The organism is Aureimonas altamirensis, from assembly GCF_001463885.1.
GTDB lineage: Bacteria > Pseudomonadota > Alphaproteobacteria > Rhizobiales > Rhizobiaceae > Aureimonas > Aureimonas altamirensis.
On record NZ_BBWQ01000023.1, the window covers coordinates 16241 to 41277 of the forward strand.

General features: G+C 65.9%; 22 protein-coding genes. 9 read left to right on the forward strand and 13 right to left on the reverse strand.

Features of this window, described 5'->3' with window-relative positions:
• Nucleotides 1–26 precede the first annotated feature (26 nt).
• The 7 genes from AUL31_RS17615 to AUL31_RS17645 all read left to right on the forward strand — a co-directional run bounded on the left by AUL31_RS17615 (nucleotide 27) and on the right by AUL31_RS17645 (nucleotide 6758).
• Entirely contained in the window at nucleotides 27–1265 is a 1239-nt protein-coding gene (locus AUL31_RS17615) for an aminotransferase (protein WP_060609578.1), read from the forward strand.
• Nucleotides 1262–2332, forward strand: coding sequence for an agmatinase (speB, locus tag AUL31_RS17620; protein WP_060609581.1), 1071 nt, complete (start codon nucleotides 1262–1264; stop codon nucleotides 2330–2332). Before AUL31_RS17615 ends, speB begins: the two co-directional genes overlap by 4 nt.
• A complete protein-coding gene (locus AUL31_RS17625) occupies nucleotides 2329–3411 on the forward strand; it encodes an ABC transporter substrate-binding protein (RefSeq protein WP_060609584.1) in 1083 nt (360 codons plus the stop codon). The genes speB and AUL31_RS17625 overlap by 4 nt, the downstream gene beginning before the upstream one ends.
• Entirely contained in the window at nucleotides 3411–4430 is a 1020-nt protein-coding gene (locus tag AUL31_RS17630; protein WP_060609587.1) for an ABC transporter ATP-binding protein, read from the forward strand. The genes AUL31_RS17625 and AUL31_RS17630 overlap by 1 nt, the downstream gene beginning before the upstream one ends.
• Complete coding sequence (locus tag AUL31_RS17635) at nucleotides 4430–5293, forward strand: ABC transporter permease (protein ID WP_060609590.1); 864 nt, start codon at nucleotides 4430–4432, stop codon at nucleotides 5291–5293. The genes AUL31_RS17630 and AUL31_RS17635 overlap by 1 nt, the downstream gene beginning before the upstream one ends.
• Nucleotides 5290–6090 (forward strand): ABC transporter permease, encoded by an 801-nt coding sequence (locus AUL31_RS17640; RefSeq protein ID WP_060609593.1) that lies wholly within the window; start codon nucleotides 5290–5292, stop codon nucleotides 6088–6090. Before AUL31_RS17635 ends, AUL31_RS17640 begins: the two co-directional genes overlap by 4 nt.
• 74 nt (nucleotides 6091–6164) lie before the next feature.
• Nucleotides 6165–6758, forward strand: coding sequence for a hypothetical protein (locus tag AUL31_RS17645; protein WP_060609596.1), 594 nt, complete (start codon nucleotides 6165–6167; stop codon nucleotides 6756–6758).
• On the opposite strand, the gene AUL31_RS17650 is transcribed toward AUL31_RS17645, so the two are convergent.
• Nucleotides 6746–8794 carry an NAD(+) synthase gene (locus tag AUL31_RS17650; protein WP_082647006.1) on the reverse strand — a complete coding sequence of 683 codons (2049 nt, stop codon included), beginning with the start codon at nucleotides 8792–8794 and terminating at the stop codon, nucleotides 6746–6748. The genes AUL31_RS17645 and AUL31_RS17650 overlap by 13 nt on opposite strands.
• A 151-nt stretch (nucleotides 8795–8945) precedes the next feature.
• Between AUL31_RS17650 and AUL31_RS17655 the strand changes: the two genes are divergently transcribed.
• A complete protein-coding gene (locus AUL31_RS17655) occupies nucleotides 8946–11510 on the forward strand; it encodes a membrane-bound PQQ-dependent dehydrogenase, glucose/quinate/shikimate family (RefSeq protein ID WP_060609602.1) in 2565 nt (854 codons plus the stop codon).
• Nucleotides 11511–11524: 14 nt separating this feature from the next.
• On the opposite strand, the gene AUL31_RS17660 is transcribed toward AUL31_RS17655, so the two are convergent.
• Entirely contained in the window at nucleotides 11525–12760 is a 1236-nt protein-coding gene (locus AUL31_RS17660) for an autotransporter outer membrane beta-barrel domain-containing protein (RefSeq protein ID WP_143190284.1), read from the reverse strand.
• A 257-nt stretch (nucleotides 12761–13017) separates the two neighbouring features.
• The gene (locus AUL31_RS17665) at nucleotides 13018–14622 is read right to left on the reverse strand and encodes a glucan biosynthesis protein (RefSeq protein WP_073469459.1); all 1605 of its coding nucleotides are present in this window, start codon (nucleotides 14620–14622) and stop codon (nucleotides 13018–13020) included.
• Nucleotides 14623–14814: 192 nt separating this feature from the next.
• Here AUL31_RS17665 and AUL31_RS17670 point away from each other — a divergent pair, with 192 nt between their 5' ends.
• Nucleotides 14815–16008 (forward strand): OpgC family protein, encoded by a 1194-nt coding sequence (locus tag AUL31_RS17670; protein ID WP_060609614.1) that lies wholly within the window; start codon nucleotides 14815–14817, stop codon nucleotides 16006–16008.
• Nucleotides 16009–16067: 59 nt separating this feature from the next.
• Here AUL31_RS17670 and AUL31_RS17675 read toward each other — a convergent pair whose 3' ends face one another.
• The 10 genes from AUL31_RS17675 to ehuA form a co-directional block, all read right to left on the reverse strand.
• Nucleotides 16068–16550: a Dps family protein gene (locus tag AUL31_RS17675; protein WP_060609617.1), complete on the reverse strand. Its 483-nt coding sequence runs from the start codon at nucleotides 16548–16550 to the stop codon at nucleotides 16068–16070.
• A 396-nt stretch (nucleotides 16551–16946) separates the two neighbouring features.
• Complete coding sequence (gene doeB, locus AUL31_RS17685) at nucleotides 16947–17951, reverse strand: N(2)-acetyl-L-2,4-diaminobutanoate deacetylase DoeB (RefSeq protein WP_143190285.1); 1005 nt, start codon at nucleotides 17949–17951, stop codon at nucleotides 16947–16949.
• A gap of 4 nt (nucleotides 17952–17955) precedes the next feature.
• The gene (gene doeA, locus AUL31_RS17690; RefSeq protein WP_060609625.1) at nucleotides 17956–19137 is read right to left on the reverse strand and encodes an ectoine hydrolase DoeA; all 1182 of its coding nucleotides are present in this window, start codon (nucleotides 19135–19137) and stop codon (nucleotides 17956–17958) included.
• 21 nt (nucleotides 19138–19158) lie between these two features.
• Nucleotides 19159–20148 carry an ectoine utilization protein EutC gene (gene eutC / locus AUL31_RS17695; RefSeq protein WP_060609628.1) on the reverse strand — a complete coding sequence of 330 codons (990 nt, stop codon included), beginning with the start codon at nucleotides 20146–20148 and terminating at the stop codon, nucleotides 19159–19161.
• Nucleotides 20148–21128 carry a hydroxyectoine utilization dehydratase EutB gene (gene eutB / locus AUL31_RS17700; protein ID WP_060609631.1) on the reverse strand — a complete coding sequence of 327 codons (981 nt, stop codon included), beginning with the start codon at nucleotides 21126–21128 and terminating at the stop codon, nucleotides 20148–20150. The genes eutC and eutB overlap by 1 nt, the downstream gene beginning before the upstream one ends.
• Nucleotides 21125–21901 carry an ectoine utilization protein EutA gene (eutA, locus tag AUL31_RS17705; RefSeq protein ID WP_073469412.1) on the reverse strand — a complete coding sequence of 259 codons (777 nt, stop codon included), beginning with the start codon at nucleotides 21899–21901 and terminating at the stop codon, nucleotides 21125–21127. Before eutA ends, eutB begins: the two co-directional genes overlap by 4 nt.
• A 1-nt stretch (nucleotide 21902) precedes the next feature.
• Nucleotides 21903–22559: an ectoine/hydroxyectoine ABC transporter permease subunit EhuD gene (gene ehuD / locus AUL31_RS17710; RefSeq protein WP_060609637.1), complete on the reverse strand. Its 657-nt coding sequence runs from the start codon at nucleotides 22557–22559 to the stop codon at nucleotides 21903–21905.
• Nucleotides 22560–22563: 4 nt separating this feature from the next.
• Nucleotides 22564–23223 carry an ectoine/hydroxyectoine ABC transporter permease subunit EhuC gene (ehuC, locus tag AUL31_RS17715; protein WP_060609641.1) on the reverse strand — a complete coding sequence of 220 codons (660 nt, stop codon included), beginning with the start codon at nucleotides 23221–23223 and terminating at the stop codon, nucleotides 22564–22566.
• A 22-nt stretch (nucleotides 23224–23245) separates the two neighbouring features.
• Entirely contained in the window at nucleotides 23246–24094 is an 849-nt protein-coding gene (gene ehuB / locus AUL31_RS17720) for an ectoine/hydroxyectoine ABC transporter substrate-binding protein EhuB (RefSeq protein ID WP_060609646.1), read from the reverse strand.
• 85 nt (nucleotides 24095–24179) lie between these two features.
• A complete protein-coding gene (ehuA, locus tag AUL31_RS17725; RefSeq protein WP_060609649.1) occupies nucleotides 24180–24965 on the reverse strand; it encodes an ectoine/hydroxyectoine ABC transporter ATP-binding protein EhuA in 786 nt (261 codons plus the stop codon).
• Nucleotides 24966–25037 lie beyond the last annotated feature (72 nt).

The following is a 25037-nucleotide window of genomic DNA, read 5'->3' on the forward strand; positions in this document are numbered from 1 at the left end:
CAACCACAAAGCATAGGGACACTCTGATGAAGCCGCAGGCATATCCCCGGGATGGTCTGTCCGCCAGCGGGCCGGCAACGCCTTCGCCCACGGTGGCGCGGGTGACGGTTCCGCCAATCCCGGAGGCGCAGGGTTGGCTGGCCGGCTATGATGGCAGCCATGGGCCCGTCGTGGACATGAGCCAGGCGGTGCCCGGTTACGCGCCGGCCGCCTTTTTCACGGAGCGCTTCGCAGAGGCGGCGACCCGCCCCGACAATGCGCGATACGGGTCCATTCTCGGCAACGCCGCCTTGCGGGCAGCCTATGCGGAGCATGTCGCGGCCCTGTATGGCGCTGCCATCGAGCCCGCATCCACGGCCATTACGGCGGGTTGCAACCAGGCCTTCTTTACCGCCGCCATGGTGGTGGCCGGATCAGGCGATTCCATCCTGCTGCCGACGCCCTGGTACTTCAACCATCAGATGACGCTGGCGATGCTCGGCATCACGCCCACCCCCGTCGAAACGCAGGCGGAGGATGGCTTCATCCCGACGGTCGAGGCCGTCGAGGCCGCGATCCTGCCCTCCAGCCGGGCGCTCGTCCTCGTCACACCGAACAACCCGACCGGGGCAGTCTGCCCACCGGAGCGCATCGAAGCCCTGTTCGAGCTGTGCCGCCGTCGCGGCCTGTATCTGATCCTCGACGAGACCTATCGCGACTTCCTGAAACCGGAGGGCGGTGCGCCGCACGGCCTTTTCGGCCGACCGGACTGGCAGGACACGTTGATTGCGCTTTATTCGTTCTCGAAATCCTACGCCATCCCCGGCCACCGGCTCGGAGCCATGAGCGCGGGGCCGGGCGTTCTGACAGAGGCCGAGAAGGTGCTGGACTGCATGCAGATCTGCCCGCCGCGCCCCAGCCAGGCGGCGCTTTCCCCCAGCATCGCGGGCACCGCCGAGTGGCGTGCCGGCAAATCGCGCGAAATCCGCAACAGGGCGGGCACGTTCCGCAGCGCCATGGCCGCGGCCACAGGTTGGGACGTCGTGCAGGCCGGCGCCTATTTCGCCTATGTGCGCCACCCGTATGCAGGCCGGGACGCCCGCTCGGTCTCGAGGTTTTTGGCGCAGAGGCTTGGTCTCCTGACCTTGCCGGGAAGCTATTTCGGCCCCGGCCAGGAAGGCTATCTGCGCATCGCATTCGCCAATGTCGACGATGCCGGGATCGCCGCCTTCGCGGCACGCCTGGCGGCACATGGCATGGACGGACCACTGGAGGACGCGGCGTGAGCGCGAACGACACAAAGCTCGACGATCTGCGGCAGCGTTTCGGCGGCGACAATGAAAGCGTCATCTACGATCCGCATTTCGCGGCGATGGCGCGGCAGGTGATCGACGCGGGCGGCACCCGGCAGGCGCCCTATGCCGGCATGCCGACCCTTCTGGACGTGCCGTTCAGGCCGGTGGACTGGAGCAGTCCCGACCTGGCCGGGCTGGATGTCGCCATGATCGGCGTTCCGATGGATCTGGGCATCACCAACCGTAACGGTTGCCGCTTCGGCCCGCGCGCCATCCGCGCGATGGAGCGCGTCGGCCCGTACAATCATGTCCTGCGCACCATGCCGGCGCGCGAGCTGGCGGTTGCCGATGTCGGCGACGTACCCTTCCGCTCGCGCTTCGACCTGGCCGGCTCGCACGAGGATATCGAGGCGACCATCGGCAAGATCGTCGCCGCCGGCGTCATCCCGCTGTCGGTCGGCGGCGACCACTCGATCTCGCTGCCGATCCTGCGCGCCATCGGCCGCGACCGGCCGGTGGGCATGATCCATATCGACGCGCATTGCGACACGTCCGGCCCCTTCGATAATTGCCGGTTCCACCATGGCGGGCCTTTCCGGCAGGCGGTTCTGGACGGCGTTCTGGACCCCCTGCGCACCATCCAGATCGGTATCAGGGGCGCTTCGGAATATCTGTGGGAGTTTTCCTACGCATCCGGCATGAGCGTCATCCATGCCGAAGAGGTGCAGGCGCTCGGCACCGATGCCATCGTTCAGAAGGCTCGCGCCATCGCCGGCGACGGCCCCGTCTACCTGTCCTTCGACATCGACAGCCTGGACCCTGCCTTCGCGCCGGGCACGGGCACGCCCGAGATCGGCGGCCTCACCACGCGTGAGGTTCAGGCGATCCTGCGCGGGCTGGCGGGCCTTAACTTCGTCGGCGGCGACGTCGTCGAAGTGGCGCCCCAGTACGACGCCACCACCAATACGGCCCATGCCGGGGCCCAGATGCTGTTCGAGATACTGAGCCTCATGCCTTTCACCCCGGCGCTCGCCGCCAAAAAGGAGACCATCGGATGACGAAGCCCTTTTCCCTGACGCGCCGCAGCCTGATGGCGGGTACTGCGGCGGCCGCCGCCAGCCTTGCCATGCCCTCCATCGTGCGCGCTCAGGACCGCTCGCTGAAGGTCGGCGTCTATGGCGGATACTTCAAGGATTCCTTCGACGAGCACATCTTCCCGGCATTCACCGAAGCCACCGGCATCGAGGTGGAATCGATCGCCGAGCCGACGGGCGAGGCCTGGCTGGTACAGTTGCAGCAGGCCGCGCGCGCCGGCATGGCGCCGGCCGACGTTTCGATGATGTCGCAGACGGCGCTGCGCAAGGGCATCGCAACGGAGCTCTGGACGCCGGTGGATACCGCCCGGATCGAGCGCTTCAACGAGATCCTGCCGCCCTTCGTTGCCGCCTATCCGGATGACCGGGTAGCCGGGGTGGGCGCCGTGTCTTGGTACATCACGCTCGTCTCCAACACGGAATCCTACCCGCAAGCCCCTGAAAGCTGGGCCTTCCTTTGGGATCCGTCGAACGAGGGCAAGCTCGGCCTGCTGGCGCTGGCCTCCAACAGCTTCCTGCTGGAAGTGACGGCCAAGACCTTCTTCGGCGGCACCGACAAGCTCGCCACCGATGAGGGCGTCCTGGAAGTCATGCAGAAGCTGGCCGAACTGAAGCCGAACGTGCAGCTCTGGTATCGCGACGAAGCCCAGTTCGAACAGGCGCTGAAATCCGGCGAAATCCCGATGGGGCAGTATTATCACGACGTTACCGGCCTTGCCGCCAAGGAGGGCTTCCCGGTCCGCTCGACATTCCCCAAGGAGGGCGGCATCTCGGATTCCGGCTCCTGGGCCATTTCCAGCGCCTCGGAAAAGGTGGATGAGGCCCATGAATTCATGAACTTCACCACCACGCCGGCGATCCAGGCGCTGATGGCGCGGCAGATCGGCACCGCCCCGATCATCCGGCGCGAGCTCCTGGACCTGACCGACGATGAGTTCAACGCGGTCTCGTCCTCGATCGACCCGATCGTCCCGCGCTACGAGCTCTATGTCGACAAGGCAGACTGGGTGAACCAGAAGTGGACGGAACTGATCGTAAGCTGATGAGCGGCCTTGTTATCTCCAACCTGACGCGCCGCTACGACAGCGTGACCGCCGTCGACGGCGTGGAACTGACGGTCGAGCCGGGCAGCTTCGTCTGCCTGCTCGGCCCGTCGGGCTGCGGCAAGACGACCCTTTTGCGGATGATCGCCGGGCTGGAGGCGCCAAGCGAGGGCACAATCGCCTTCGATGGACGGGACATGACCGGCCTTCCCGTCCACCAGCGCGATATCGGCATGGTGTTCCAGTCTCTTGCGCTGTTTCCGCATCTGTCGGTGGGCGACAACATCGCCTATCCGCTGGCCATCCGTGGCGTCGGCAAGGCCGACAGGGACCGGCGCGTGGCCGAGCTTCTGGATCTCGTCCGGCTGCCGGGCGTCGCCGGCCGGGCCATTATGCAGCTTTCAGGCGGACAGCGCCAGCGCGTTGCCATCGCCCGCGCGCTTGCCGTCTCGCCGCGCCTGTTCCTGCTGGACGAACCGCTGTCCGCACTCGACGCCAAGCTGCGCGAGGCGATGCAGGTCGAGCTTCGGCAGCTTCAACAGCGCCTCGGCATCACCACCATCGTCGTGACGCACGACCAGCGCGAAGCGATGACGATGGCCGACCGCATCGTGGTGATGCAGGCAGGCCGGGTGCAGCAGGCTGCCCCGCCGGTGGACGTCTACCGCCACCCCGCCACCCCCTTCGTGGCCGACTTCATCGGACAGACGAACCTCGTCACCGTGGAAAGCGGACCCGGCGGCGCCCGCATGCTGGGCATCGATGTCGGCCAGCGCGCGGCAGGCACCGCCTCCATCCGGCCGGAAGACATCCTCCTGAACGCCGAAGGCCAGGGGCCGGTAGCCGCAACGGTGGACTTCGTGCGCGACATCGGCTCCAGCGTGGAAATCCACCTGACGGCCGCTGGGCAACGCATCGTGGCGCTTGCCCCGGCCGGCTTTCACCCCTCGGTGGGCGACACGGTGTCGCTGGGCGTGAGGCCGGACAGCCCGACCTTCTTCGCAGCGGCAGGCGCCTGATGCGGGCAAGCGCTGCCGGCAGCGGACCGCTGCGCGACAACCTGCCGCTGATTTTCCCGGCGGCGATGCTGATCGCCTTCTTCATCGTGCCCTTCGCCACGATGATCTCCGTCTCGCTGTTCGAACGTGCCCAGGGCGGCTTTTACGAGCCAAGCCTGACGCTGGAACATTATCAGCGTTTCTTCACCCTGTTCTTCGGACGCATCCTCGCCTTTTCGCTGGGCCTCTCCGCCCTTGTCGCCGCCCTGTGCATCGCCATCGGCGTTCCCTTCACGCGGGCGCTGACGCGCCTTCCACGCCGGCAGCAGGTGCCCTGGCTCGTTGCACTTCTGGCCGTGCTGTCGCTGTCCGAAGTCATCATCGGCTTCGCCTGGTCGACGCTCCTGTCGCGGACGGCCGGCATCTCGAACCTGTTCGTGTTCCTGGGCCTTACCGAGACGCCCACGGCCTACTCGCCCGGTTTCGTCGCGGTGCTGCTCGGCATGACGTATCAGGCGTTTCCCTATGCGGTGCTGGTTCTCTATCCCGCCTTCTCGCGGCTCGACCCATCGCTGGCCGAATCGGCGCAGACCATGGGCGCCACCCCGACGCGAGCCTTCCTGACGGTCGTGCTTCCAGCCCTGCGGCCCGCCATCGTCGCCACGTTCATCCTCATCTTCGTCTTCGCGCTGGGCAGCTATCTGCTGCCGCAGCTTCTGGGGCGGCCACAGCACTGGACATTGTCGGTCTTCATCACCGACCAGGCCATCTACCAGTCCAACATGCCCTTCGCGGCGGCGATGGCCGTCTTCCTCGTCATCACCAGCATCGCCCTCGTCTCTCTGACGGCAGCCATCGGGCGCGGACGCGGGGTGGCCCAATGAAGGGCCTCGCCAACCGCCTGCTGTTCATCGCCGTCGGCCTGTTCATGGCGGCGCCGCTTGTCGTCATCGCCGGCGTATCGCTGAACGAAAAGCGCACGCTGACCTTTCCCCCGCAGGGCCTGTCGCTGCGCTGGTATGGCGAAATCTTCACCGACGCCGGCTGGCGTGCCGCGCTGACGGCCTCCGTCACCGTTGCGGCACTGGCTGCGGCGTTGAGCGTGCTGATCGCGCTTCCCATCGCCTACGCCCTATGGCGTCGCACGACCCGCTTTGGCCGCCTCATTCAATTGCTGGGTGTTTCGCCCTTCGTGCTGCCGCCCGTCATCACGGCGCTCGGCGCCCTGTCCTTCTGGATCACGGCCGGCTTCTACGGCCAGCACTTCACGGTGGTGATCAGCCACGCGATCTTCTTCACCTCGCTGCCGCTCGTCACGCTGACGCTGGGCTTTGCGACGATCGACAAGGAGATGGTGGAGGCGTCCCGATCCATGGGGGCAAACGAGCGCACCGTCCTCTCGACCATCGTGCTGCCGATGATCGCGCCGTACCTGATCTCGGGCTTCGCCTTCGCCTTCGTCCTGTCGCTCAACGAATACATCGTCGCCTACATGACCGTCGGTTTCACGCTGGAGACGATCCCGATCAAGATCTTCAATGCGCTGCGCTACGGTTACACGCCGGTCATGGCCAGCGTGACGGTGTTCTTCGTGCTGATCGCCGTCGCCGTTTTCGGCGGCATAGCACGCTTCGGAGACCTGCCGCGCCTTCTGGGAGCATGGAAGTCGAACGAGCGCTGACCACCTTGCCTTGAAATGATCCCGATTGCGCGGTTCATGCAACCACAGGGACGCGTGGAATACAGGCTGAAGACATGTCGCAAGCTGCCGGTGGGCTGAGTTCCCTCATCGAATCGCCACTGACGACCCTGATCCTCAATATCATCGGAGCGCTTGTCGGCGCAGCGCTCGTATCGCTTGCCGTCAAGACGCTGGCGCGCACCGTGTCGTCCTTCGCCTGGATCAAGGCGAACCGCGAGATATCCAAGGGTGCCGATCTTGCCGCGCGGCTGCGCGAGCGCGATCCGACGCGCATGCAGATCGCGCTGATCGTGCAGCAATTCTCGGTCTACATCGTCCTGTCGCTGTTCATGACCGGCGCGGCCATCGCCTGCCTCGCCTCGCATGGCAGCCGTTTCGATGCCTGGTTTCCCCTGTGCGTCGGGCTTATCGCGCTTCTGTTCCAGAAGACGCACGAAGATTACGCACGCAGTTCCGACCTTCTACAGATGAAGCATCCGGGCATCGCCCCGATCGAGGCGCGCGTCCATGTTTTCTATCTGGCCCTGACGCCCGAGCAGAAACACGAAATGGACCATCGCCTCGGCGATCTGCGCGCAAGTTTCGCCAGCCTGCGCAATGGCGGCCCACACGGCGCCCCCGGCGCCCCCGGCGCTCAGCCGGCCTGATCGAGCGCCGCACGCAACTCGGCAATGAAGGCCGTTGCCTTTGCATCGGACGGGGCGCGCCAGTCCCCGCGCGGTGACAGCGCGCCGCTGGACGACACTTTCGGTCCGTTCGGCATCGCCGTCCGCTTGAACTGGCTGGTCTGGAAAAAGCGGAACAGGAAACTTTCGAGCCACCGGGCGATGGTCTGCAGATCGTAGGCGCGCCGCGCTTCGTCCGGGAAATTGGCGGGCCATCGGCCGGCCTGTGCATCGCCCCATGCCTCGAGCGCCAGGAACGCCACCTTGGACGGCGCCTGCCCGCCGCGCATGATGTGATACAGGAAGAAATCGTGCAGCGCGTAGGGGCCGATCCGGTCTTCCGTGCTCTGCATGCGCCCGGCCGCATCGGCCGGCACCAGTTCGGGCGAAATCTCGGTATCGAGAATGTCCGCCAGTACGGCATCGGCTTCCGCGTCGAACTGGCCGCTGGCGATGCACCAGCGGATCAGATGCTGGATCAACGTCTTGGGTACGCCGGGATTGACGGCGTAGTGGCTCATCTGGTCGCCGACGCCATAGGTGCTCCACCCGAGCGCGATTTCCGACAGGTCGCCGGTGCCGATCACGAAGCCGCGGCGCTGGTTGGCGAGGCGGAACAGATAATCCGTCCGCAGGCCCGCCTGTACGTTCTCGAACGTCACGTCATAGGCCGGCTCGCCGGCAGCGAACGGGTGGTCCATGTCCGCCAGCATCTGCCGCGCCGCAGGGCGGATGTCGATTTCTTCGCCGTTCACGCCAAGCGCCCGCATCAGCCGCCACGCATTGGCCTTGGTGGATTCGCCCGTTGCAAAACCCGGCATGGTGAAGCCCAGGATACGCTCGCGGGGGAGGCCCAGACGGTCGCAGGCCTTGGCCGCGACGATCAGTGCATGGGTGGAATCCAGCCCACCCGAAACGCCGATCACCATGGTGTCGCCGGGCGTCGATTCGAAACGCCGGATCAGCCCGTGCACCTGGATATTGAAGGCCTCGTAGCAATCCTGGTCGAGCTGCTCCGGCCGGTTGGGAACGAAGGGAAAGCGGCGGATGGCCCGCTTGAGCGGCATTGGCCGCCCGTGCGGCGCGTGGGCAAATGCGACGCGCCGGAAGTCAAGCTCCGGATCTTCGGCTGCGCGGACTGCATCGTTGAACGTGCCGTTTCGCAGGCGTTCCTGGCGGATGCGGGCAAGATCGACATCGGCCAGCACGAGGCTCGCCTCCAGGGAGAACCGCTCCGATTCCGCCAGGAGCTCGCCCAGTTCATGCACCATGCCCTGCCCGTCCCAGGCCACATCGTTGGTGCTTTCGCCGGCGCCCGCCGCCGCATAGACATAGGCCGCCATGCAGCGCATGGACTGCGATGCCGCCAGAAGATGCCGCTCCGCGGACTTGCCCACCGTGATGTTGGAAGCGGACAGGTTGCAAAGAACGTTCGCACCGGCAAGCGCGCCGGCGGTGGAGGGCGGCGTCGGCGCCCAGTAATCCTCGCAGATTTCCACATGGAAGACGAAGTCGGCCAGATCGGTGGCGGCGAAGAGAAGGTCCGGCCCGAAGGGCACGTCCTGCCCGGCCAGCTCGACCGTCAGTCCGGCAAGGCCGATGCCGGGCGCAAACCAGCGCTTCTCGTAATACTCCCGGTAATTGGGGAGATAGGATTTCGGCACGACGCCCAGAATACGCCCGCGCGAGATCGCCACCGCGCAATTATAGAGGCGGCCCTTGCGACGCAGCGGTGCGCCCACCAGAAGCACGGGTGACAGGTCTCGTGTGCCCTCGACCACCGCGGCGACGGCGTCCTCGACGGCGTTCAGCAAGCCGTCCTGCATGTGCAGGTCGTCGATCGAATAGCCGGAAAGCCCGAGTTCGGGAAAGACGACGAGATCGGCGCCGTCATCGGCCGCCCTGCGGGCGAGCTGCAGGGTGGAACGGGCATTTTCCAGGGGATCGGCCAGGGCCACGCGCGGCGTCGCCGCCCCGACCCGCGCAAAGCCGTGTCGGTGGAATGCGCCGAAGGGCATGGTGCTGGACTGCGGCGACACGCGGGAACCTCGCTGTGCGGACATCTGGGCCCATGGTCTAAAGCATCCATCCAGGCAGTGGAAGCGCCGGGCGCACTTGACCTCCCCCGCCGGTGCGACATGTCCGCAGTCTGACTTCGAGGGGAAAACGATGGCAGCCACCCGTACGAGCAAGACGACGACGTTCGCAGCCGCCATTGCCGGGCTTCTCGGCCTGGCTCTGGCTGTCGGCGGTATCTGGCTGATCGCAGTCGGCGGATCCTGGTATTATCTGGTGCTCGCCATCGGCTTTCTCGTGACCGCATTCCTGCTGCACCGCCGCCAGCCGGCCGCGCTGGCCGTCTATGCCCTGATCGTGCTGGGCACGCTTGCCTGGGCGCTGTGGGAGGTTGGCCTGGACTGGTGGCCCCTGGCGGCCCGGGGCGGGCTGATCGTGGTGCTCGGCTTCCTGCTGCTGCTTCCCGCAATCACAAGGCGCCTCGGCCTGCAGACCCTGCCGCAGGCGTTGGACGGCGTACCCGGCCATGCCTCGGCGTTTCGCGGCAATGGGCTGGCGCTCAGCCTGTCGCTTGGCGTTGCACTGGTTGCGGCGCTCGCTTCCTGGTTCACCGACCGGCACAGCGTGGTCGGCGAAGTGGGCGGGGCGGTGGCGCAGGCCCCGGACGACCTTGGCGTTCCGCCGGGCGAATGGCATTCCTATGGCCGCACCAAGCAGGGACAGCGCTATTCCCCGCTGACCGACATCACCCCGGAAAACGTCTCGGACCTGGCGGTGGCCTGGCATTACAAGACAGGCGACATCAGCCAACCGGGCGACCCGGAGGAAACCACCTTCCAGGTAACGCCTTTGAAGATCGGTGAAAGGCTGTATCTCTGCACGCCGCATCAATCCGTCATCGCGCTGAACGCCACCACGGGTGACGAAATCTGGCGTTACGATCCGCAGATCCGCGGCGAGCTGGCGCTGCAGCATCTGACGTGCCGTGGCCTGTCCTATCAGCCGCCGTCCGGTACGCCGGCCGACGCGGCGGCCGCGCAGCCGGGACAGACGCCCCTGCCGACCGAGGCCGTTCAGACGCTTCACCCGCAGGGTGCGGCCGCGGAATCGGGCGCCGTGCGCGCGCCGGTCGACGGCGCGACGGCCGAGCGGCCCCTGCCGGACCTGCCGGTGGCGATAGACGGGCAAGCCCCCGCCTCGGCCTGCGATGCCAAGCTGTTCATGCCGACGGCGGATGGCCGGGTCATTGCCGTCAATCCCGAGGACGGCTCGGTCTGCTCCAACTTCGGCGGCGGCGACGGGCAGATCGACCTGTGGCGCAACATGCCGAACGTCAATCCGGGCTCCTATTACTCCACTTCGCCGGTCATCGTGGCGGGTGACAGCATCATTGTCGGCGGCACCGTCCTCGACAACGTGTCGACGACGGAGCCTTCCGGCGTCATCCGCGCCTTCGACATCGCAAGCGGCGAGCTTCTCTGGAACTGGGACAGCGGCAACCCGGACGACACCGCGCCGCTGGCGCCGGGCCAGACCTATACGCCGAACTCGCCCAATAGCTGGTCGATCTCCAGCCTCGACGAAGACCTCGGCCTCGTCTACGTGCCGCTGGGCAACCAGCCGCCAGACCAGTGGGGCGGCAATCGCAGCGAAACGGTAGAGCGATACTCGTCCTCCGTCGTGGCGCTCGACGTCGCCACCGGCGCGGTACGCTGGGTGTTCCAGACCGTGCATCACGACCTGTGGGATTATGACGTTCCCTCGCAGCCGACCCTCGTGGACATCGCGGTGGACGGCGCCCTTGTGCCGGCCCTCGTGCAGCCCACCAAGCAGGGCGAGATCTTCGTGCTCGACCGGCGCACCGGCGAGCCGATCCTGCCGGTGACGGAGCGCCCGGCACCGCAGGGTGCCGCCGAGGGCGACTTCACCGCGCCGACGCAGCCGGTCTCGGCCATGTCCTTCGATCCGCCGCCGCTGACCGAAAAGGACATGTGGGGCGCAACGCCCTTCGACCAGCTCCTGTGCCGCATCGCCTTCCACAATCTGCGCTATGAAGGCCGCTTCACGCCGCCTTCCGAGCAGGGGACACTGGTCTATCCGGGCAATTTCGGCGTGTTCAACTGGGGCAGCGTCGCGGTGGATCCGGTGCGGCAGGTGGTCTTCGCGACGCCCGCCTATCTGGCCTTCACCTCGCAACTGTTCCGCCGCCAGGACGATACGTCCCTGGTCGTCAACGCGCAGCCGCCTGCGGGTGCGCTGCCGGCGCTGAACGAGAATTTCGGCGGCCCCTTCGCGGTTCAGATGGGCCCGTTCCTGTCGCAGATCGGCATTCCCTGCCAGTCGCCTCCCTGGGGCTATGTCGCGGCGGCCGACCTGCGCACCGGCAAGGTGATCTGGCAGCACAAGAACGGCACGGTCCGCGATGTTTCGCCCGTTCCGCTGCCCCTGCGGCTGGGCGTGCCAAGCCTTGGCGGGCCGATGATAACGGCAGGCGGCGTCGCATTCCTGTCCGGCACGATCGACTATTATATCCGTGCCTACGACCTGACGACCGGTGCTGAAATCTGGAAGGACCGGCTGCCGGCCGGTGGCCAGGCAACGCCGATGACCTACACCGGGGCCGACGGACGCCAGTATCTTCTGGTCGTTGCCGGCGGCCACGGCTCGCTCGGCACCAAGCGGGGCGACGACGTGATCGCCTATGCCCTGCCCCAATAGGGGCAGGCGCCGCATCAGAACGAATGGCCGATCCGGAAGCTGATCGTCTCGTCGCGTCCGTCATTGTTGAGGACGTTGCGGTATTCCAGCCCGGCCGACCAGTCGTCGCCGAATTCGGCCTTGATGCCGGGCGCGACGGTCAGTTGCTCGCGGCCGATGCCCGCCGACGAGAAATCCGGCAGGACCAGCCCTCCGCCGGCCATCGGAGAGACGCGGCTGGCGCCGGAAACCTCGTGCGTCAGCTCGGCCCGTGCCCCCGGCTTGAGGACGAGGTTGGATAGTTCGATCGTGTACTCGCCGCGCACCGCCAGGATGGCCAGCACGCTGTCCACCGTCTGCTCGCCCAAGGTCAGGTCGGTTTCGCCGATCCGCTGGTCCATCGGGTCGAACCGGGTGTGCGAGACTTCGAACCGCCCATAGGGCGACAGCAAAAACCCGTCATCGCGCAGCTCGTAGCCCGCCGATACGGACCCGAAGCCCTGTGCGGCAGCCCGCGAGCCATACTGCAGATCCTGCGGGTCCACGGCGTAGCGGGCATTGGCAAAGTCCATCCACGAGCCGCCGGCAGCCACGTCGATGAAGGTAAAGGCGGTGGGATTGTAGCTGCCGTACAGGGCAGCGCCCAGGCCCTGCCCGCGGGCGCGCGTTCCGAACGAGCCCACCTCGCCGATCGCGCGGTCGAAGCTCAGGCCCATTCCCAGGCTTGCCTGTCTGGAGAGCTCGGCGTCGAAGCCCGAGGCGATCCCGACGCTGGTCCTGTCCAGATCGATCATGCCGTTGGTGCGTCGTCCGAAATCGACGGAGCCCGCCGACCACAGCGCATGTCCCTCGTCGGTAAAGCGGCGCCGCGCCTGCAGTTCATCGGGCCGGTCCGCGCGCCAGGGTGCGTCATCCACATGGTAGGCGGCCGGCAGCTCGGAATCGAGTTCGCGCCATTCCCGTTCGAGCGCGGTTTCGTCGGCCCGTCCATCCGACGTGCCGATGCGGATGGAGTATCCACTCGTCTGGCGGTCGGTGGCATCGCGCAGGACTTCCATCCGCTCATGCAGGCGGCGCGATTGAACACGCGCGAAACGGCGGCCGATATCCACCTGCGCCCCGACAAGTCCGGAGATTTCCTTCTGGTCGCTCGTCTCCTGCGCATGCGCGGGCACGGCCGGTGCCGCCATGAGGAAGCCCATGGACAGGATCGTTGCCAGAAACGGGCGCGTACGCGAGACGGCCCGCAAACGTACAGTCTGCGTTGGCAAAGCTCACATCACTCATCAGTGGTTGATGAGCCGAACATGGCCACGCTTTTGCTGCAGCGCAAATCACAATGATCGAGAAGGGGCTTGCAGTCCTGTTGCGTTGCAAAAAGTCAACAAATCCGGCCACAGTCCGGACATCATACTTAAGAATGTCTTAAGGCTGCTGAATATCTGTGCGCCTGCCGCGCCTGTTGCATGCAGACAGGACAAGGGGCGGCAGTGCCGCCCCTCCGCGATTTGTCGTCAATGCCCTTCGATCAGCCGAGCGATACGAGATTGCGCCGGTCGAATTGGTAAAGCCACGTCTCCGTCAGCGGCTTGCCGTCCAGCGCCATGAACATGCGCAGCTCGGCAATCTTGTCGGGCTCGATCTCCAGGTCGAAGGTCGCACGCCAGACATTGCCATTGGGCACCGGTTCGGCGAACGGCCGGATCACGGTGCCGCTGGAGGTGGTGACGTTGACATCCGGGAACACGCCGTAGGGTATCTGCGTCATGACGGACGGACGGTCGAACTCGACCGCAAACTTGAAGACATTGTCCGGCCGGGGCTTGCCCGGCTCGCCGCCGCGGCCGATCCGCGTGGCGACCGTCTGGGCAATGTTGTCGGCCGGGTGCGGCTCGTTGTCCTTCCAGAACAGGCGATAATGCAGCTTGTACTGCGACCCCTTCGTTGCCGGCGCGTCCGGAACCCAGAACGCCCCGACATTGTCGTGGATCTCGTCGTCGGTCGGGATCTCCAGAAGTTCGACGCGCCCGGCGCCCAGCGGCTCGACCGGCTCCACCCACAGGCTTGGACGTCGGTCGTACATGACGCCGTCCTGGTAATGGTCGAAGTTCCGGTCTCGCTGCAGAAGGCCGAAGCCGCGCGGATCGGTGTCGCTGAACGAGGAGATCGTCGTGAAGGGCGGATTGTTCAGCGGCCGCCAGAGGCGTTCGCCATCGCTCATCCACAAGGCGAGACCGTCGGAGTCGTGCACTTCCGGACGCCAGTCGTTGAGGCGCTCGCGTCCGTACTCGCCATACCAGAACATGGATGTCAGCGGCATCAGCCCGAGACGCTGGATGTCCTCGCGCAGGAAAAGCGCCGCCTCCACATCCATCTCGACGCCCTGCCGCCGATCCAGGCCGCGCGTCAGGTAGAAGCGGAAAGCGCCGGTGATGCTGGGCCCGTTGAGGAAGGCGCAGACCACGACGGGCTGCGCGGGATCCTGCGCCTCGTCGATATAGAACTCGGTGAAGTCGGGGAACTCTTCGTTCACGCCGGGGACGGCGGCATTGATGACCACGCCCCGGGCCGACAGGCCATACTGGCCCGAGGCGCCGATGGCGCGGAAGTAGGAGGCGCCCAGAAAGGCGACCCAATCCTGCGTGCGCCAATCTTCGGCGCCGTTCCACTCCTGCAGGCGGAAGCCGGCGAAGCCGGAATCGGCGGGCAGGTCGTGCGCCGGCGAATCGGCGGGCATCTCGAACAGATCTGGCGAGTACTTGAACTCCCGCGCCTGGCCGTTGACCACGACGTGCATGGCCACCGCCTTGCCGAAGAACTGGCCGAGGTGGAAGAAGGTGGCCGGATAGGCCCCGTCATTGCCGGCGAAGGGCGAGTCCGACGTCTTGAACTTCAGCTTGCCATGCTGCTCGTAGTCGATCTTCTGCACGATTTCCGGATCGGGCCGGTACGGCGGCACATAAGGCTTGGTCGCGGAATCGCGCGCTCGTTCCACGAGTTTCTCATAGGAGAACTCGAAAGGCTCTCCCATGACGGCCGCCGCGGCTGCGGGGCGCAAAGCACCGGGCGCTGCCGCCAGGGCAGCGAGTGCGGCGGAAGAATAAAGGAAATTCCGTCGGTTCAGCTTTGCCATCGGTTCCATCGGTTGGTTGCGTGTGCGGACACTTCTCATGCGACGTTACGCCGCCATCCGGCAAGTCAGGAAGCGGCCAATCAGGGCACGATGATGGCCGACATCCCTCGAATTTCAAGTTGGAAGCCCTAATTCCGGCACCTGGCCGCGCTTGGATGCGCAACCCTGGATTGAAATTTGCTTGGAAGAGACATGAACAGGCTCGGGTTCATCGATGGGTTGCGAGGCTATTTCCTCGTCTTCATGATGATCAACCATCTCAATTTCACGGGCGGGTACTGGCTGGTCAAACTCAACCACAACCAGCTCGCCTTCGTCGAGGATGCTCAGGGGTTCATTTTCCTGTCGGGGCTGCTCGTCGGCCTCGTCTATGCCCGCAAGATGCTGAAGGGCGGCTTCATGGCCGGCGCTCAGGCGGTTTGGAAGCGCGCTCGGCAGCTCTATGTGTATGTTCTGGTTGCCCTGGCGATCCTGCTCGTGGCCGCCGCCACGCTTCCGCAGGCGGCGGAGTTGTGGTCGCCCTGGATGGGCGATCTGTCGATCACCGATCCGGTGCGGGTGATCTCGGCCATGCTGATGATCTACCAGCCGACCTATATGGACATCCTGCCCCAGTACATCGTGTACATGCTCGTTTCGCCGTTCGCGCTGTGGCTGTGCCTTCACAAGCGCTGGGGTGTCGTGGCGCTGATATCCTTCATGGCGTGGCTGATCGCGCAGCTCGGTCTTCATACCGTTCTGACCGGGCCCATCGACCAGGCGCTGGCCGGCGACGGCCCGATCGGCATTCGCGCCCATTTCAACGTCCTGGCGTGGCAGGTCGTGTTTTTCTCCGGCGTCATCATGGGCGCGATGACCGCCCAGAAAAAGATTCCCTGGGATCGCATCTTCAGCCCCGATCGCAGCATCCTGCCCGTTGCGGCGCTCGTGATCTGCCTCTTCTTCCTGCCGCTGCGCGTCGCGACCGGCTATGGGCTCATGTCGGACGAACTTTTGCAGAGCTTCATGCCCTTCGAGGTCCGGGCAACCTTCGGCCTCGTCTATCTGGCGAATTTCGTTGCGGCCGGCGTCGGCATCGCATGGCTGGCGATTGCCGGGCCCAGGCATCGCAATGCCACGGTGCGGTGGATCGCCAATGCCCTGCACTATGTGATGACGCTGTCTTTCCTGCGCCTGATCGGCCGTCACTCGCTGCAGGTCTATGCCTGGCACATCATCATCGTCTACGGCCTGATCTATGTGGATCTGCGCACGCCCGAATTCAGCGAGGTCACGAAGACGCTCATCGCCATCTTCGGCATCTCGCTTCTGGCCATACCGGCCCTGTGGCGAGAGCGCGGCTCGTCCGATGACGGCCCGAAGCCGACTGCCCCGATCGCACGTTGAGCCAAAAAAAGGGGCGCCCCGCAGGACGCCCCTTTTATCGTAAAGACGGATGACGCGGCTCAGGCAGCCGTCGACTTCAAATGCGCGCGCAGCATCCAGGCGAACTTGTCGTGCACCTCGATACGGCCGGTGGCCATATCGTTCGTGGCCCAGTCGCCATGCTGCTCGGCAACCTGCGCCAGGGCCGACAGGGTGGACGACAGGGTCTCCTGGTCGGCCAGAAGCAGCTCCACCATGGTCTTGGCGTCGGTGTGGCCGTCATGCTCGGTGATTGCGCTGCGGTCGAGATAGACCGAGTAGCGCCCTTCCGCATGGGCGTCGAAGGCCTTGATGCGCTCGGCCAGAAGGTCCTGCGCCTCGAAATGGTCTTCGTAGATTTCCTGGAAAAGCGCATGAAGCGGCCCGAAGGACCAGCCCGTGACGTTCCAGTGGAAATTCTGTGCCTTCAGCGTCTCGATTGCCGTCTCGGCCAGCGCCTGGGTAAGGCCATTGACGATTTCTTCCTTGGCATTCGGTTCGATCTTTGCGGCGATCAGGCCCATGGTCTTAAACTCCGATCCGGCCGGTCAACGACGTTCGCGCATGACCCGGCGCTCCTGTAATTCTGGAACGATTACAAGGTAGCCCTGTCTGCTCCCTCTTGCAATCCCTGTTTAGAACTTTTCTAAACTAGGTCCCGGTCGCTGTCATCGCACCCCGGTTCGCCGAAATGGCCCCGCCGGATCGCGTCCAGGCTCAGCCAGTAATCGGCCGGCCGGATACGCGAGCGGAAGCCGGCCAGCGCCACTGCGGCGCTGATCGGAACCAGTACAGAAAGTATTGCGGTTGGAGACAATGCGATCATCGGTGCCCTCTTCGCCGTGCCTGTCCATATGTAAAGTGGATAAACACTTTCATGTTTTTGGCAAGAGGGATTTGGATGGCGGTGACGTGCGGGGTCAGACCGTGCCGACGACCGCGGCGCAATCTCCCGACTTCACGAGGCCTGGAAAATGCCGTGCCGCAAGGATGCCCGAAAGGCCGGCACGCAGGTCGACCGGCTCCGTCCCGGTGCGGTCCACGCTGTGGATGCGGGCGACGACGTCACCCTGCTCCACCGGCATGCCCAGATCGACAAGTGGCTCCATCAACCCGTCATGCTCGGCGAAGGTGAAACAGTCTGCCGACGGCATGTCGAGCCAGCGTGTCGGCGCCGGCTCCGGTTCGCCGGACAGGATGCCGGCATGGCGCAGCACGTTGGCGACACCGCGCCGGGCGATGCCCACCGTGTTCGCCGTCGATGTGCCGCCACCGCCGAGTTCGGTTGTCACGAAGATCTTGCCCTGCTCTTCGGCTGCGGTGTCGTACATGCCGACGGCATCGATCTCGAGCATCTTCATCGAATAGGGTGCGCCGAAGGCCGCCACCGCGGCGAAGCTGGCCGCCTCCTGTGCCTTGTCGGGCAGGATGTGAGCGGCGGCAAAGGGTACGAAATCCAGCGTACGGCCGCCGGAGTGGAAGTCCAGGACGATATCGGCCATCGGCAGAAGGTGACGCTGGAAGAAGTCGGCGATCTTCTGCGTCACCGTGCCGTCCGGCCTGCCGGGGAAGGTCCGGTTGAGATTGCCCTTGTCGATGGGAGAGGTCCGCGTGCCGGCACGGAAGGCCGGATAGTTCATCGCCGGCACGATGATGACGCGGCCGGACACCTCTTCCGGCCGCAGGCGGCGGGCCAGGTCGAACAGGGCGATGGGCCCCTCGTACTCGTCGCCGTGGTTTCCGCCGGTCAGGAGCGCGGTCGGCCCCTCGCCATTGGCCACGACGGTAATCGGGATCATGACCGAGCCCCAGGCGGAATCGTCCCGGCTGTACGGCAGGCGCAGGAAGCCGTGCCGCACCCCCGGTGCGGCAAGGTCGATGGTGGGCACGATGGGCGATGGAGGCAGGTCGAGCGTCATCAGCATGGCCTTATGCCTTGATGAAGAGCTGGCGCGGCACGTCTGCCAGGATCTCCACGCCGGTATCCGTGATAGCGATGGATTCGGTGATCTCCAGCCCCATGTCCTCCAGCCACAGGCCGGTCATGAAGTGGAATGTCATGCCGGGCTGAAGAACCGTCTTGTCGCCCGGGCGAAGGCTCATGGTGCGCTCGCCCCAATCCGGCGGATAGGACAGGCCGATCGGATAGCCGGTGCGATTGTCTTTGACGATCCCGTACTTGCGCAGCACCGCGAAGAACGCGTTGGCGATATCCTCGCAGGTATTGCCGGGCCTTGCCGCGGCAAGGCCTGCCTCCATGCCTTCCAGCGTCGCCTTTTCCGCATCCAGGAAGGCCTGCGTCGGCTTGCCGAGGAAGATCGTGCGCGAAAGCGGGCAGTGATAGCGCTTGTAGCAGCCGGCGATCTCGAAGAAGGTGCCCTCCCCGGTCCGCATGGGCCTGTCGTCCCATGTCAGATGCGGCGCGGAGGCATCCGCCCCCGAAGGCAGCAGCGGCACGATGGCCGGATAGTCGCCGCCGAAGCCGTCGATGCCGCGGGTGCCCGCATCGTAGATTTCGGCCACGAGGTCGCATTTGCGCATTCCGGGCTCGATCGTATCGACGATCCGCTTATGCATGGCGCCCACGATCTTCGCCGCGATGCGCATGTAGTCGAGCTCCTGCGGGCTCTTGACCGCGCGCTGCCAGTTGACGAGCGCCGTCGCATCCACGAAGCGCGCGCCAGGCAGATGTTCGCGCAGCGCGGCGTAGGCCGCGGCGGAAAACCAGTAATTGTCCATCTCGACGCCGATCGTCAGCGTGTCCCAGCCGCGCTCGCGCAGCACCTCGGACAGGTAGTCCATCGGGTGCCGCTCGGTGGACTGCACGTAATGGTCGGCGTAGCCGACGATATTGTCGTGCGACAGATACGCCGTGCGCTTTGCGCCATTGGCGTCCTGGCCGCGCCCGTACCAGACGGGCTCGCCCTCGGGGGGCACGATGACGCCCTGGTGCACATAGAAGGACCAGCCGTCATAGCCGGTCAGCCACGCCATGTTGGACGGGTCCGACACGTAGAGAAGGTCGATGCCCTTGGCCGCCATGGCCTTGCGCGTCTTCTGAAGACGGCTGGCATATTCGGCGCGGGTAAAATTGAGCTGCGGCTCTGTCATGGTGCACCCTGGAAAGGAGGATCAGCTGGTAAAGCGCGTACCCACCCCGGCCGACTTGGCGCGGGCATGGGCCAGCGTGGCGATGGCGGTATCCTGCACACCGGTTCCGGTGAGGTCCGCGAAGGTGATGGAGTGGGCATCGGCGCGTCCGGGCGCCTGCCCTGCGACGACAGCGCCAAGCTCGGGAAAGGGCGCGTCGGCGGCCACCAGGCCGGCCGCGATGGCATGATGCAACTCGCCCAGAATGCGCGTCTGGGCCAGCTTGTCGGCGACGTAGCGGGCGGCTGCCACGAGAGTGGGGTCCACTTCGTTCTTGTGCTCGGCATCCGAGCCCATGGCCGTGACATGGGTGCCGGGGCGCACCCAGCCGCGCTGCAGGATCGGCACCCGCGACGGTGTCGTCGTGACGATGATGTCGGCGCGCCGCGCCGCCTCCTGCGGGTCGCGGGCCGCTTCGACCGGCAGACCGATCGCCTCGGTCATCTCGGCGGCGGCGGCCTCGGCACGCGCGGCGTCGCGAGCCCATATCGTGGCGCCCTGCAGGGGGCGCACCATGGCCAGTGCCCGCAACTGCAGACGCGCCTGCATGCCGGCGCCGAAGGTGGTGGCATGGGATGCATCCGCTCGTGCCAGATGGCGCGCCGCCACCGCGCCGGCGGCCGCCGTGCGAATGTCGGTCAAATAGCCATTGTCGAGAAGCAGCGCCTGGACCAGCCCGGTGCGGGCGGACAGCAGCACCATCATGCCGTTGACGCTTGGCAGCCCCAGTTTCGGGTTGTCGAAGAAGCCCGGGCTGATCTTGATGGCGAAGCCGTCGATGCCGGGCACATAGGCGGTCTTTACGTCCACCTCGCCATTATGCTCCGCAACATCCAGGCGCAGGATCGGCGGCATCACGACCGCCTTCTCCGCAAGGGCGCGGAATGCGCGCTCCACCGTATCGATGGCATCGATGTCCAATGGCACCAGGGTGCGCAGGTCCGGCTCCGTCAGGATCAGCATGTCGGGCATCAGGCCGCGTCCTCCAGCCCGTCGGCGCCGGCTATCACGCGGCGGTGCAGGTCCATGTCGATATTGCGCCCCGAAACAAGGGCCAGCACCGGACCGGAAGGCCGTATCCGCCCGGCGACGAGGGCCGCGATGCCGACTGCGCCGGCCCCCTCCACCACTTCGCGCTCTTCGAGATAGGCGTGGCGCATCCCCGCCGCGATCTCCGCCTCGCTCACCAGGATCACGTCGTCGACCAGATCCCGCACCATGGAGAAGGTGTAGCGGTTCGCATGGCCCACCCCGCCGCCGAGCGAGTCGGCCAGTGTTGGCAGCTCCTCTACCTCGACGGGCCGGCCGGCCTGAAGGCTGGCCGCCATGGCCGCGCCCCGCTCCATCGAGATGCCGAGGATGCGCACGGTAGGCCGCAGCGCCTTGATCGCGCAGGCGATACCGGCAATCAGCCCGCCGCCGGACAGCGGAACCAGCACGGTCTGCACTTCCGGCGCCTGCTCCAGGATCTCCAGCCCGATCGTACCCTGGCCAGCGATGACGTCGGCGTGGTCGAAGGGCGGCACGGAGACGATCCCCTCCTCGGCCACCATCCGGTCCACTTCGCGCTGCGCGTCGTCCTGGCTGCGACCGACGATGCGCGCTTCGGCGCCCAGCGCCGAGATCGCCTTCACCTTGTTCATCGGCACCAGGCTGGACATCGCGATGATGGCGCGTGCGCCCGTCCGGCGCGCCGCATAGGCAAGAGCCCGGCCGTGATTGCCGGTCGACGCCGCCGCAACGCCGCGCGCCCGCTCGGCCGCCGACAGGCGTTCCACGGCATTGGCCGCACCGCGCAGCTTGAAGGCACCGGTGATCTGCCGTTGCTCGTGCTTCAGGAACACCGGTACGCCAACCCGCCCGGACAGGCTTTCCGACTGGTCCACGGGCGTTTCCCGCACGATTCCTGCGATACGCCGGCGGGCGTCCTGAATATCGGAAAGGGCGATCATGCGGCCTCCGGCATGGCAGTACGCATCAGCCGGCCGACGGCGCGCGGCCCGGCCGTCAGGCCACAATGGTTGAGGGCGGCCCAGGCACTGGCCTGGTTGCTGGTCACAACCGGCCGGCCGATCCGCGCCTCGATCTCGTCGATAACCCCGGCCGAGCGGACCGCCGTGCACGAGATGAAAAGCGCCTGCGCGTCGTCCGCCGTTGCGGACACGGCGGCATCGACAATACTTTGCCGGCTTATTCTTGCCATCTGGCGGTCATCCGTCAGGCCCAGGCAGGTAAAGCCGGCAAGCTCGAGCCCCTTGTCCTCGAAGTAGCGGGCCATCGGCACGCTGGTCTCGACCGTATAGGGCGTCAGCACGCTGACACGACGTGCGTCGAGCGCCATCAGGCCTTGAACCGCGGCCAGAGGCGGCGTTACCACGGGCACGCCGGGCTTGCCGAGCGCGATGGCGTCCGCCACCGCCGCATCGCCGATGACGACCGAGGCCGAGGTGCACGAAAAAACGATCGCGTCGAGGCTCTCGTCCGGCAACAGCAGGGCGGCGGCCTCCGACAGGCGCGGCGCCGCAGCGGCAAGGTTTTGCGGCGTCGTCGGGTTGGCATAGGCAATCCGCGCGGCATGGAGGGCCACGCCTGGCGCCGCCACCAGGCGTACGAAGTCGGGCTCGCTCGTCAGGTCCGTCGCCAGCAGGATCAGGCCGATCCGCCTGTCGACCGGCTGTGGATCGAACTGCAGTGGAGCGGTGGCCAGACGGACCGTTGCGGACATGTCAGGCGACCTTTCCATAGCGCCGCTCGAGATAGCGTACGCCGAAGACCGAGATGAGCGAGATGACCAGGAAGAAGGCACCGACGAGCGTGATCGGCTCTATGTAGCGATAATTGTAGTTGGCGATCGAGCGCGCCTGGTTCATCAACTCCAGCACGGTGATGGCCGACAGAAGCGGCGTTTCCTTGAACATGGCGATAAGGTAGTTGGCCAGCGCCGGAACCATCGGCGCCACGGCCTGCGGCAGCACGACGTGGCGCCAGGTCTGCCCGCCGGTCATGTTGCAGGCCTTGGCTGCCTCCCACTGGCCGCGCGGCACGTTCTCGATGCCGGCGCGGTACACTTCCGCCGTGTAGGTGGCGTAGTGCAGCCCGAGGCCGATGACGCCGGCAACCAGCGGCGCCAGCGTGATGCCGATATCCGGCAGGATGTAGAAGAGAAAATAGAGCTGCACCAGCAGCGGCGTGCCGCGGATGAATTCCACCACCAGCGAAACGGGGCGCGCCAGCCAGGGGTTTGCCGACCGCCGCGCGACGGCGATGACCAGGCCGAGCACGGCCGCCAGCACGAAGCCGAGCAGCGTCGCGACAACGGTGATCTTCGCACCCGCGACAAGGGTCGGCATGATCTGCCAGACGAAATTCCAATCCCATTCCATCGCGTCAGGCCCTCACGCCGTCGAGGCCGCGGGACAGCCGCCGTTCCAGAAACCGGATTCCGGCGGTGATGACCGACGCCATGGCGAAGTACAGGACGAGGATGGTGATGAAGGGGACAGCGGTATTGCCGGTCTGCGCCCGCACCACCTGCGCCTGGAAGGTCATGTCCGCCAGCGAGATCAGCGACACGATGGCCGTCGCCTTGAGAAGCTCGATAGCGTTGTTGTTGAAGGTGGGCAGCATGATCACCAGTGCCTGCGGCAGGATGATGTGGCGCATGGCCTGCCAGCGCGTCAGGTTGAGCGCCACGCAGGCCTCGCGCTGCTCGCGGCCTATGGCACGGATGGCGCCGCGCACCACCTCCGCGCCATAGGCGCCGACATTCAGGCCCAGCGCCAGCACGCCGGCCTGCATTTCGCTGAGGGTCAGGCCCATCAGCGGCAGGACGTAATAAGCCCAGAAAAGCTGCACGAAGATCGACGTGCCGCGAAAGAACTCGACATATGTGGTGGCCAGCGCCCGCACCCACCAGAGCTGCAAGACGCGCCCCAGACCGGCCACGAAGGCGACGAGCAACGCGAAGAGACAACCATAGACCGTCAGCTTCACGGTGACGACCGCGCCTTCCAGTATCAGCTGGAGATAGCCGAGCCACATATCCATCGGAGTTCTTCTTCAGCCGGGCTTATTGCTGGGCGCACAGCTTTTCGCGCGTCGTCGACATCGCCGCCTCCGCCGAGAAGCCATAGGGCTCGATGATCTGGGCGAACTCGCCCGACGCCTTGATGGCCGCCAGTTCGCGGTCGAAGGCATCGCGCAGCTCGGTCTGGTCCTTGCGGAAGGCTGCGCCGTCGCAATAGACCGGCGCGCCCTCCACGGGGGCCACCACTTCCAGGCTGGTGTCGTTGGCCTGCTTGACCAGCGCGTTGATCGACAGGACCGGCAGAGAATAGACGTCAATGCGCCCCTGCTGCAGCATGGTCAGGCCGCTTTGCGCGTCCGGCACCACGATGACACGGTCGCGCGGCACGCCGGCCTCCAGGGCCAGGCGTTCTTCCGTGCCACCGCCCGGCGCGCCGATGCGCAGTTCGGCATTGTCGGCGATGTCCTTGTAGGACTTCAGCCCATGCGGATTGCCGGCCTTCAGCAGGAAGGCCTCGGCATCGCACAGGACCGGCTCCGAATAGGCGACGGCGGCGCAGCGCTCGGGCTTCATGAATAGACCGGCGGTCACGGCGTCGAAGCGCCGCGCCTGCAGGCCGGGTATCATCGCGCCATATTCGGAGATCGAGGCGACCACGTCGTCGACGCCGAGCCGCTTGAAGACGGCGCGGGCGACATCGGGCGCGGCGCCCGATACGCTTCCGTCCGGGTTGACGGCGGTGAAAGGCGGCTCGTTGGCGATGGCGATGCGCGCAAAGCCCTGCTCTTTCAGGGCGTCGAGCGCCTCCTGAGCCTGTGCCGGCAGGGCCGACAGGGCAAGCGCGCTCAGCGAGACACCGAGGATGGCACGGCGGATCTTGGCATTCGGCATGGGTGTGGCTCCGTTGGCAGAAGCATGTCCGGCCGCGGCAAGACCGCCGCGACGCCGAACGATGCGATGACTTCCCGACCGACGCTCAGACGCGCTGGCCGGCGGCGACGACCTTGCGAAGGAACGCCTGGGTGCGCTCCTCCTTCGGGTTGGTGAAGATGGCGTCCGGCGGTCCGGACTCGACGATGCGTCCCTTGTCGAAAAACAGGACACGGTCCGCGAAATCGTGGGCAAAGCTCATTTCGTGGGTCACGAGCAGCATGGTCATGTCCGTCTCGCGTCCGAGAAGGCGCATGACGTTCAGCACCTCCTCGACCAGCTCGGGATCGAGCGCGGACGTCACCTCGTCGAACAGCATGATGCGGGGGTTGAGCGCCAGCGCGCGGGCGATCGCAACCCGCTGCTTCTGCCCGCCGGAAAGCTGCGACGGCATGGATTTGGCCTTGTCGGCCATGCCCACCATGTCCAGCAGTTCCAGCGCCCGCTTCTTTGCATCGGCCGGCTTGACGCCCTGTGTCAGGACAGGCGCCAACGTGACGTTCTCGCAGACGCATTTGTGCGGAAACAGGTTGAAGTGCTGGAACACCATGCCGATCTTGGCCCGCATCCGATGCAGGTGCTTTTCGTCGGCCGGCTTCAGCGCACCCTCGGCGCCCATGTGGAACAGATGGTCCCCGTCCACCTTGATGTGGCCGTCGGTCAGGTCTTCCAGCGTCATCAGAATGCGCAGGATGGTCGTCTTGCCCGAACCGGACGGGCCGATCAGCGCGATCTTCTCGCCGGGCATGACATCGAAGTTCAATCGGTCGAGCACGGTCAGCTCACCGAAGCGCTTGGTCACGTTTTCGAACTGGATGATCGGTGACGCCACGTAGCATCCTCTGATTGAGGCCATCGAGTGACGCAACGATGAGACCGGCACCAAATCATGTCAATTGACAAA

Coding starts and splice junctions, on each gene's coding strand:
- eutC (WP_060609628.1), bottom strand. CDS start 20,148: ATGCCCGACATGCTGATCCTGACGGAGCCGGACCTGCGCACCCTGGTG.
- AUL31_RS17655 (WP_060609602.1), top strand. CDS start 8,946: ATGGCAGCCACCCGTACGAGCAAGACGACGACGTTCGCAGCCGCCATT.
- ehuC (WP_060609641.1), bottom strand. CDS start 23,223: ATGGATATGTGGCTCGGCTATCTCCAGCTGATACTGGAAGGCGCGGTC.
- ehuB (WP_060609646.1), bottom strand. CDS start 24,094: ATGCCGAATGCCAAGATCCGCCGTGCCATCCTCGGTGTCTCGCTGAGC.
- AUL31_RS17625 (WP_060609584.1), top strand. CDS start 2,329: ATGACGAAGCCCTTTTCCCTGACGCGCCGCAGCCTGATGGCGGGTACT.
- AUL31_RS17665 (WP_073469459.1), bottom strand. CDS start 14,622: ATGGCAAAGCTGAACCGACGGAATTTCCTTTATTCTTCCGCCGCACTC.
- doeA (WP_060609625.1), bottom strand. CDS start 19,137: ATGACAGAGCCGCAGCTCAATTTTACCCGCGCCGAATATGCCAGCCGT.
- AUL31_RS17670 (WP_060609614.1), top strand. CDS start 14,815: ATGAACAGGCTCGGGTTCATCGATGGGTTGCGAGGCTATTTCCTCGTC.
- AUL31_RS17645 (WP_060609596.1), top strand. CDS start 6,165: ATGTCGCAAGCTGCCGGTGGGCTGAGTTCCCTCATCGAATCGCCACTG.
- eutA (WP_073469412.1), bottom strand. CDS start 21,901: ATGTCCGCAACGGTCCGTCTGGCCACCGCTCCACTGCAGTTCGATCCA.
- ehuD (WP_060609637.1), bottom strand. CDS start 22,559: ATGGAATGGGATTGGAATTTCGTCTGGCAGATCATGCCGACCCTTGTC.
- AUL31_RS17675 (WP_060609617.1), bottom strand. CDS start 16,550: ATGGGCCTGATCGCCGCAAAGATCGAACCGAATGCCAAGGAAGAAATC.
- AUL31_RS17640 (WP_060609593.1), top strand. CDS start 5,290: ATGAAGGGCCTCGCCAACCGCCTGCTGTTCATCGCCGTCGGCCTGTTC.
- AUL31_RS17635 (WP_060609590.1), top strand. CDS start 4,430: ATGCGGGCAAGCGCTGCCGGCAGCGGACCGCTGCGCGACAACCTGCCG.
- AUL31_RS17630 (WP_060609587.1), top strand. CDS start 3,411: ATGAGCGGCCTTGTTATCTCCAACCTGACGCGCCGCTACGACAGCGTG.
- AUL31_RS17615 (WP_060609578.1), top strand. CDS start 27: ATGAAGCCGCAGGCATATCCCCGGGATGGTCTGTCCGCCAGCGGGCCG.
- doeB (WP_143190285.1), bottom strand. CDS start 17,951: ATGCTGATGACGCTCGACCTGCCTCCATCGCCCATCGTGCCCACCATC.
- AUL31_RS17650 (WP_082647006.1), bottom strand. CDS start 8,794: ATGCCCTTCGGCGCATTCCACCGACACGGCTTTGCGCGGGTCGGGGCG.
- eutB (WP_060609631.1), bottom strand. CDS start 21,128: ATGATCGCCCTTTCCGATATTCAGGACGCCCGCCGGCGTATCGCAGGA.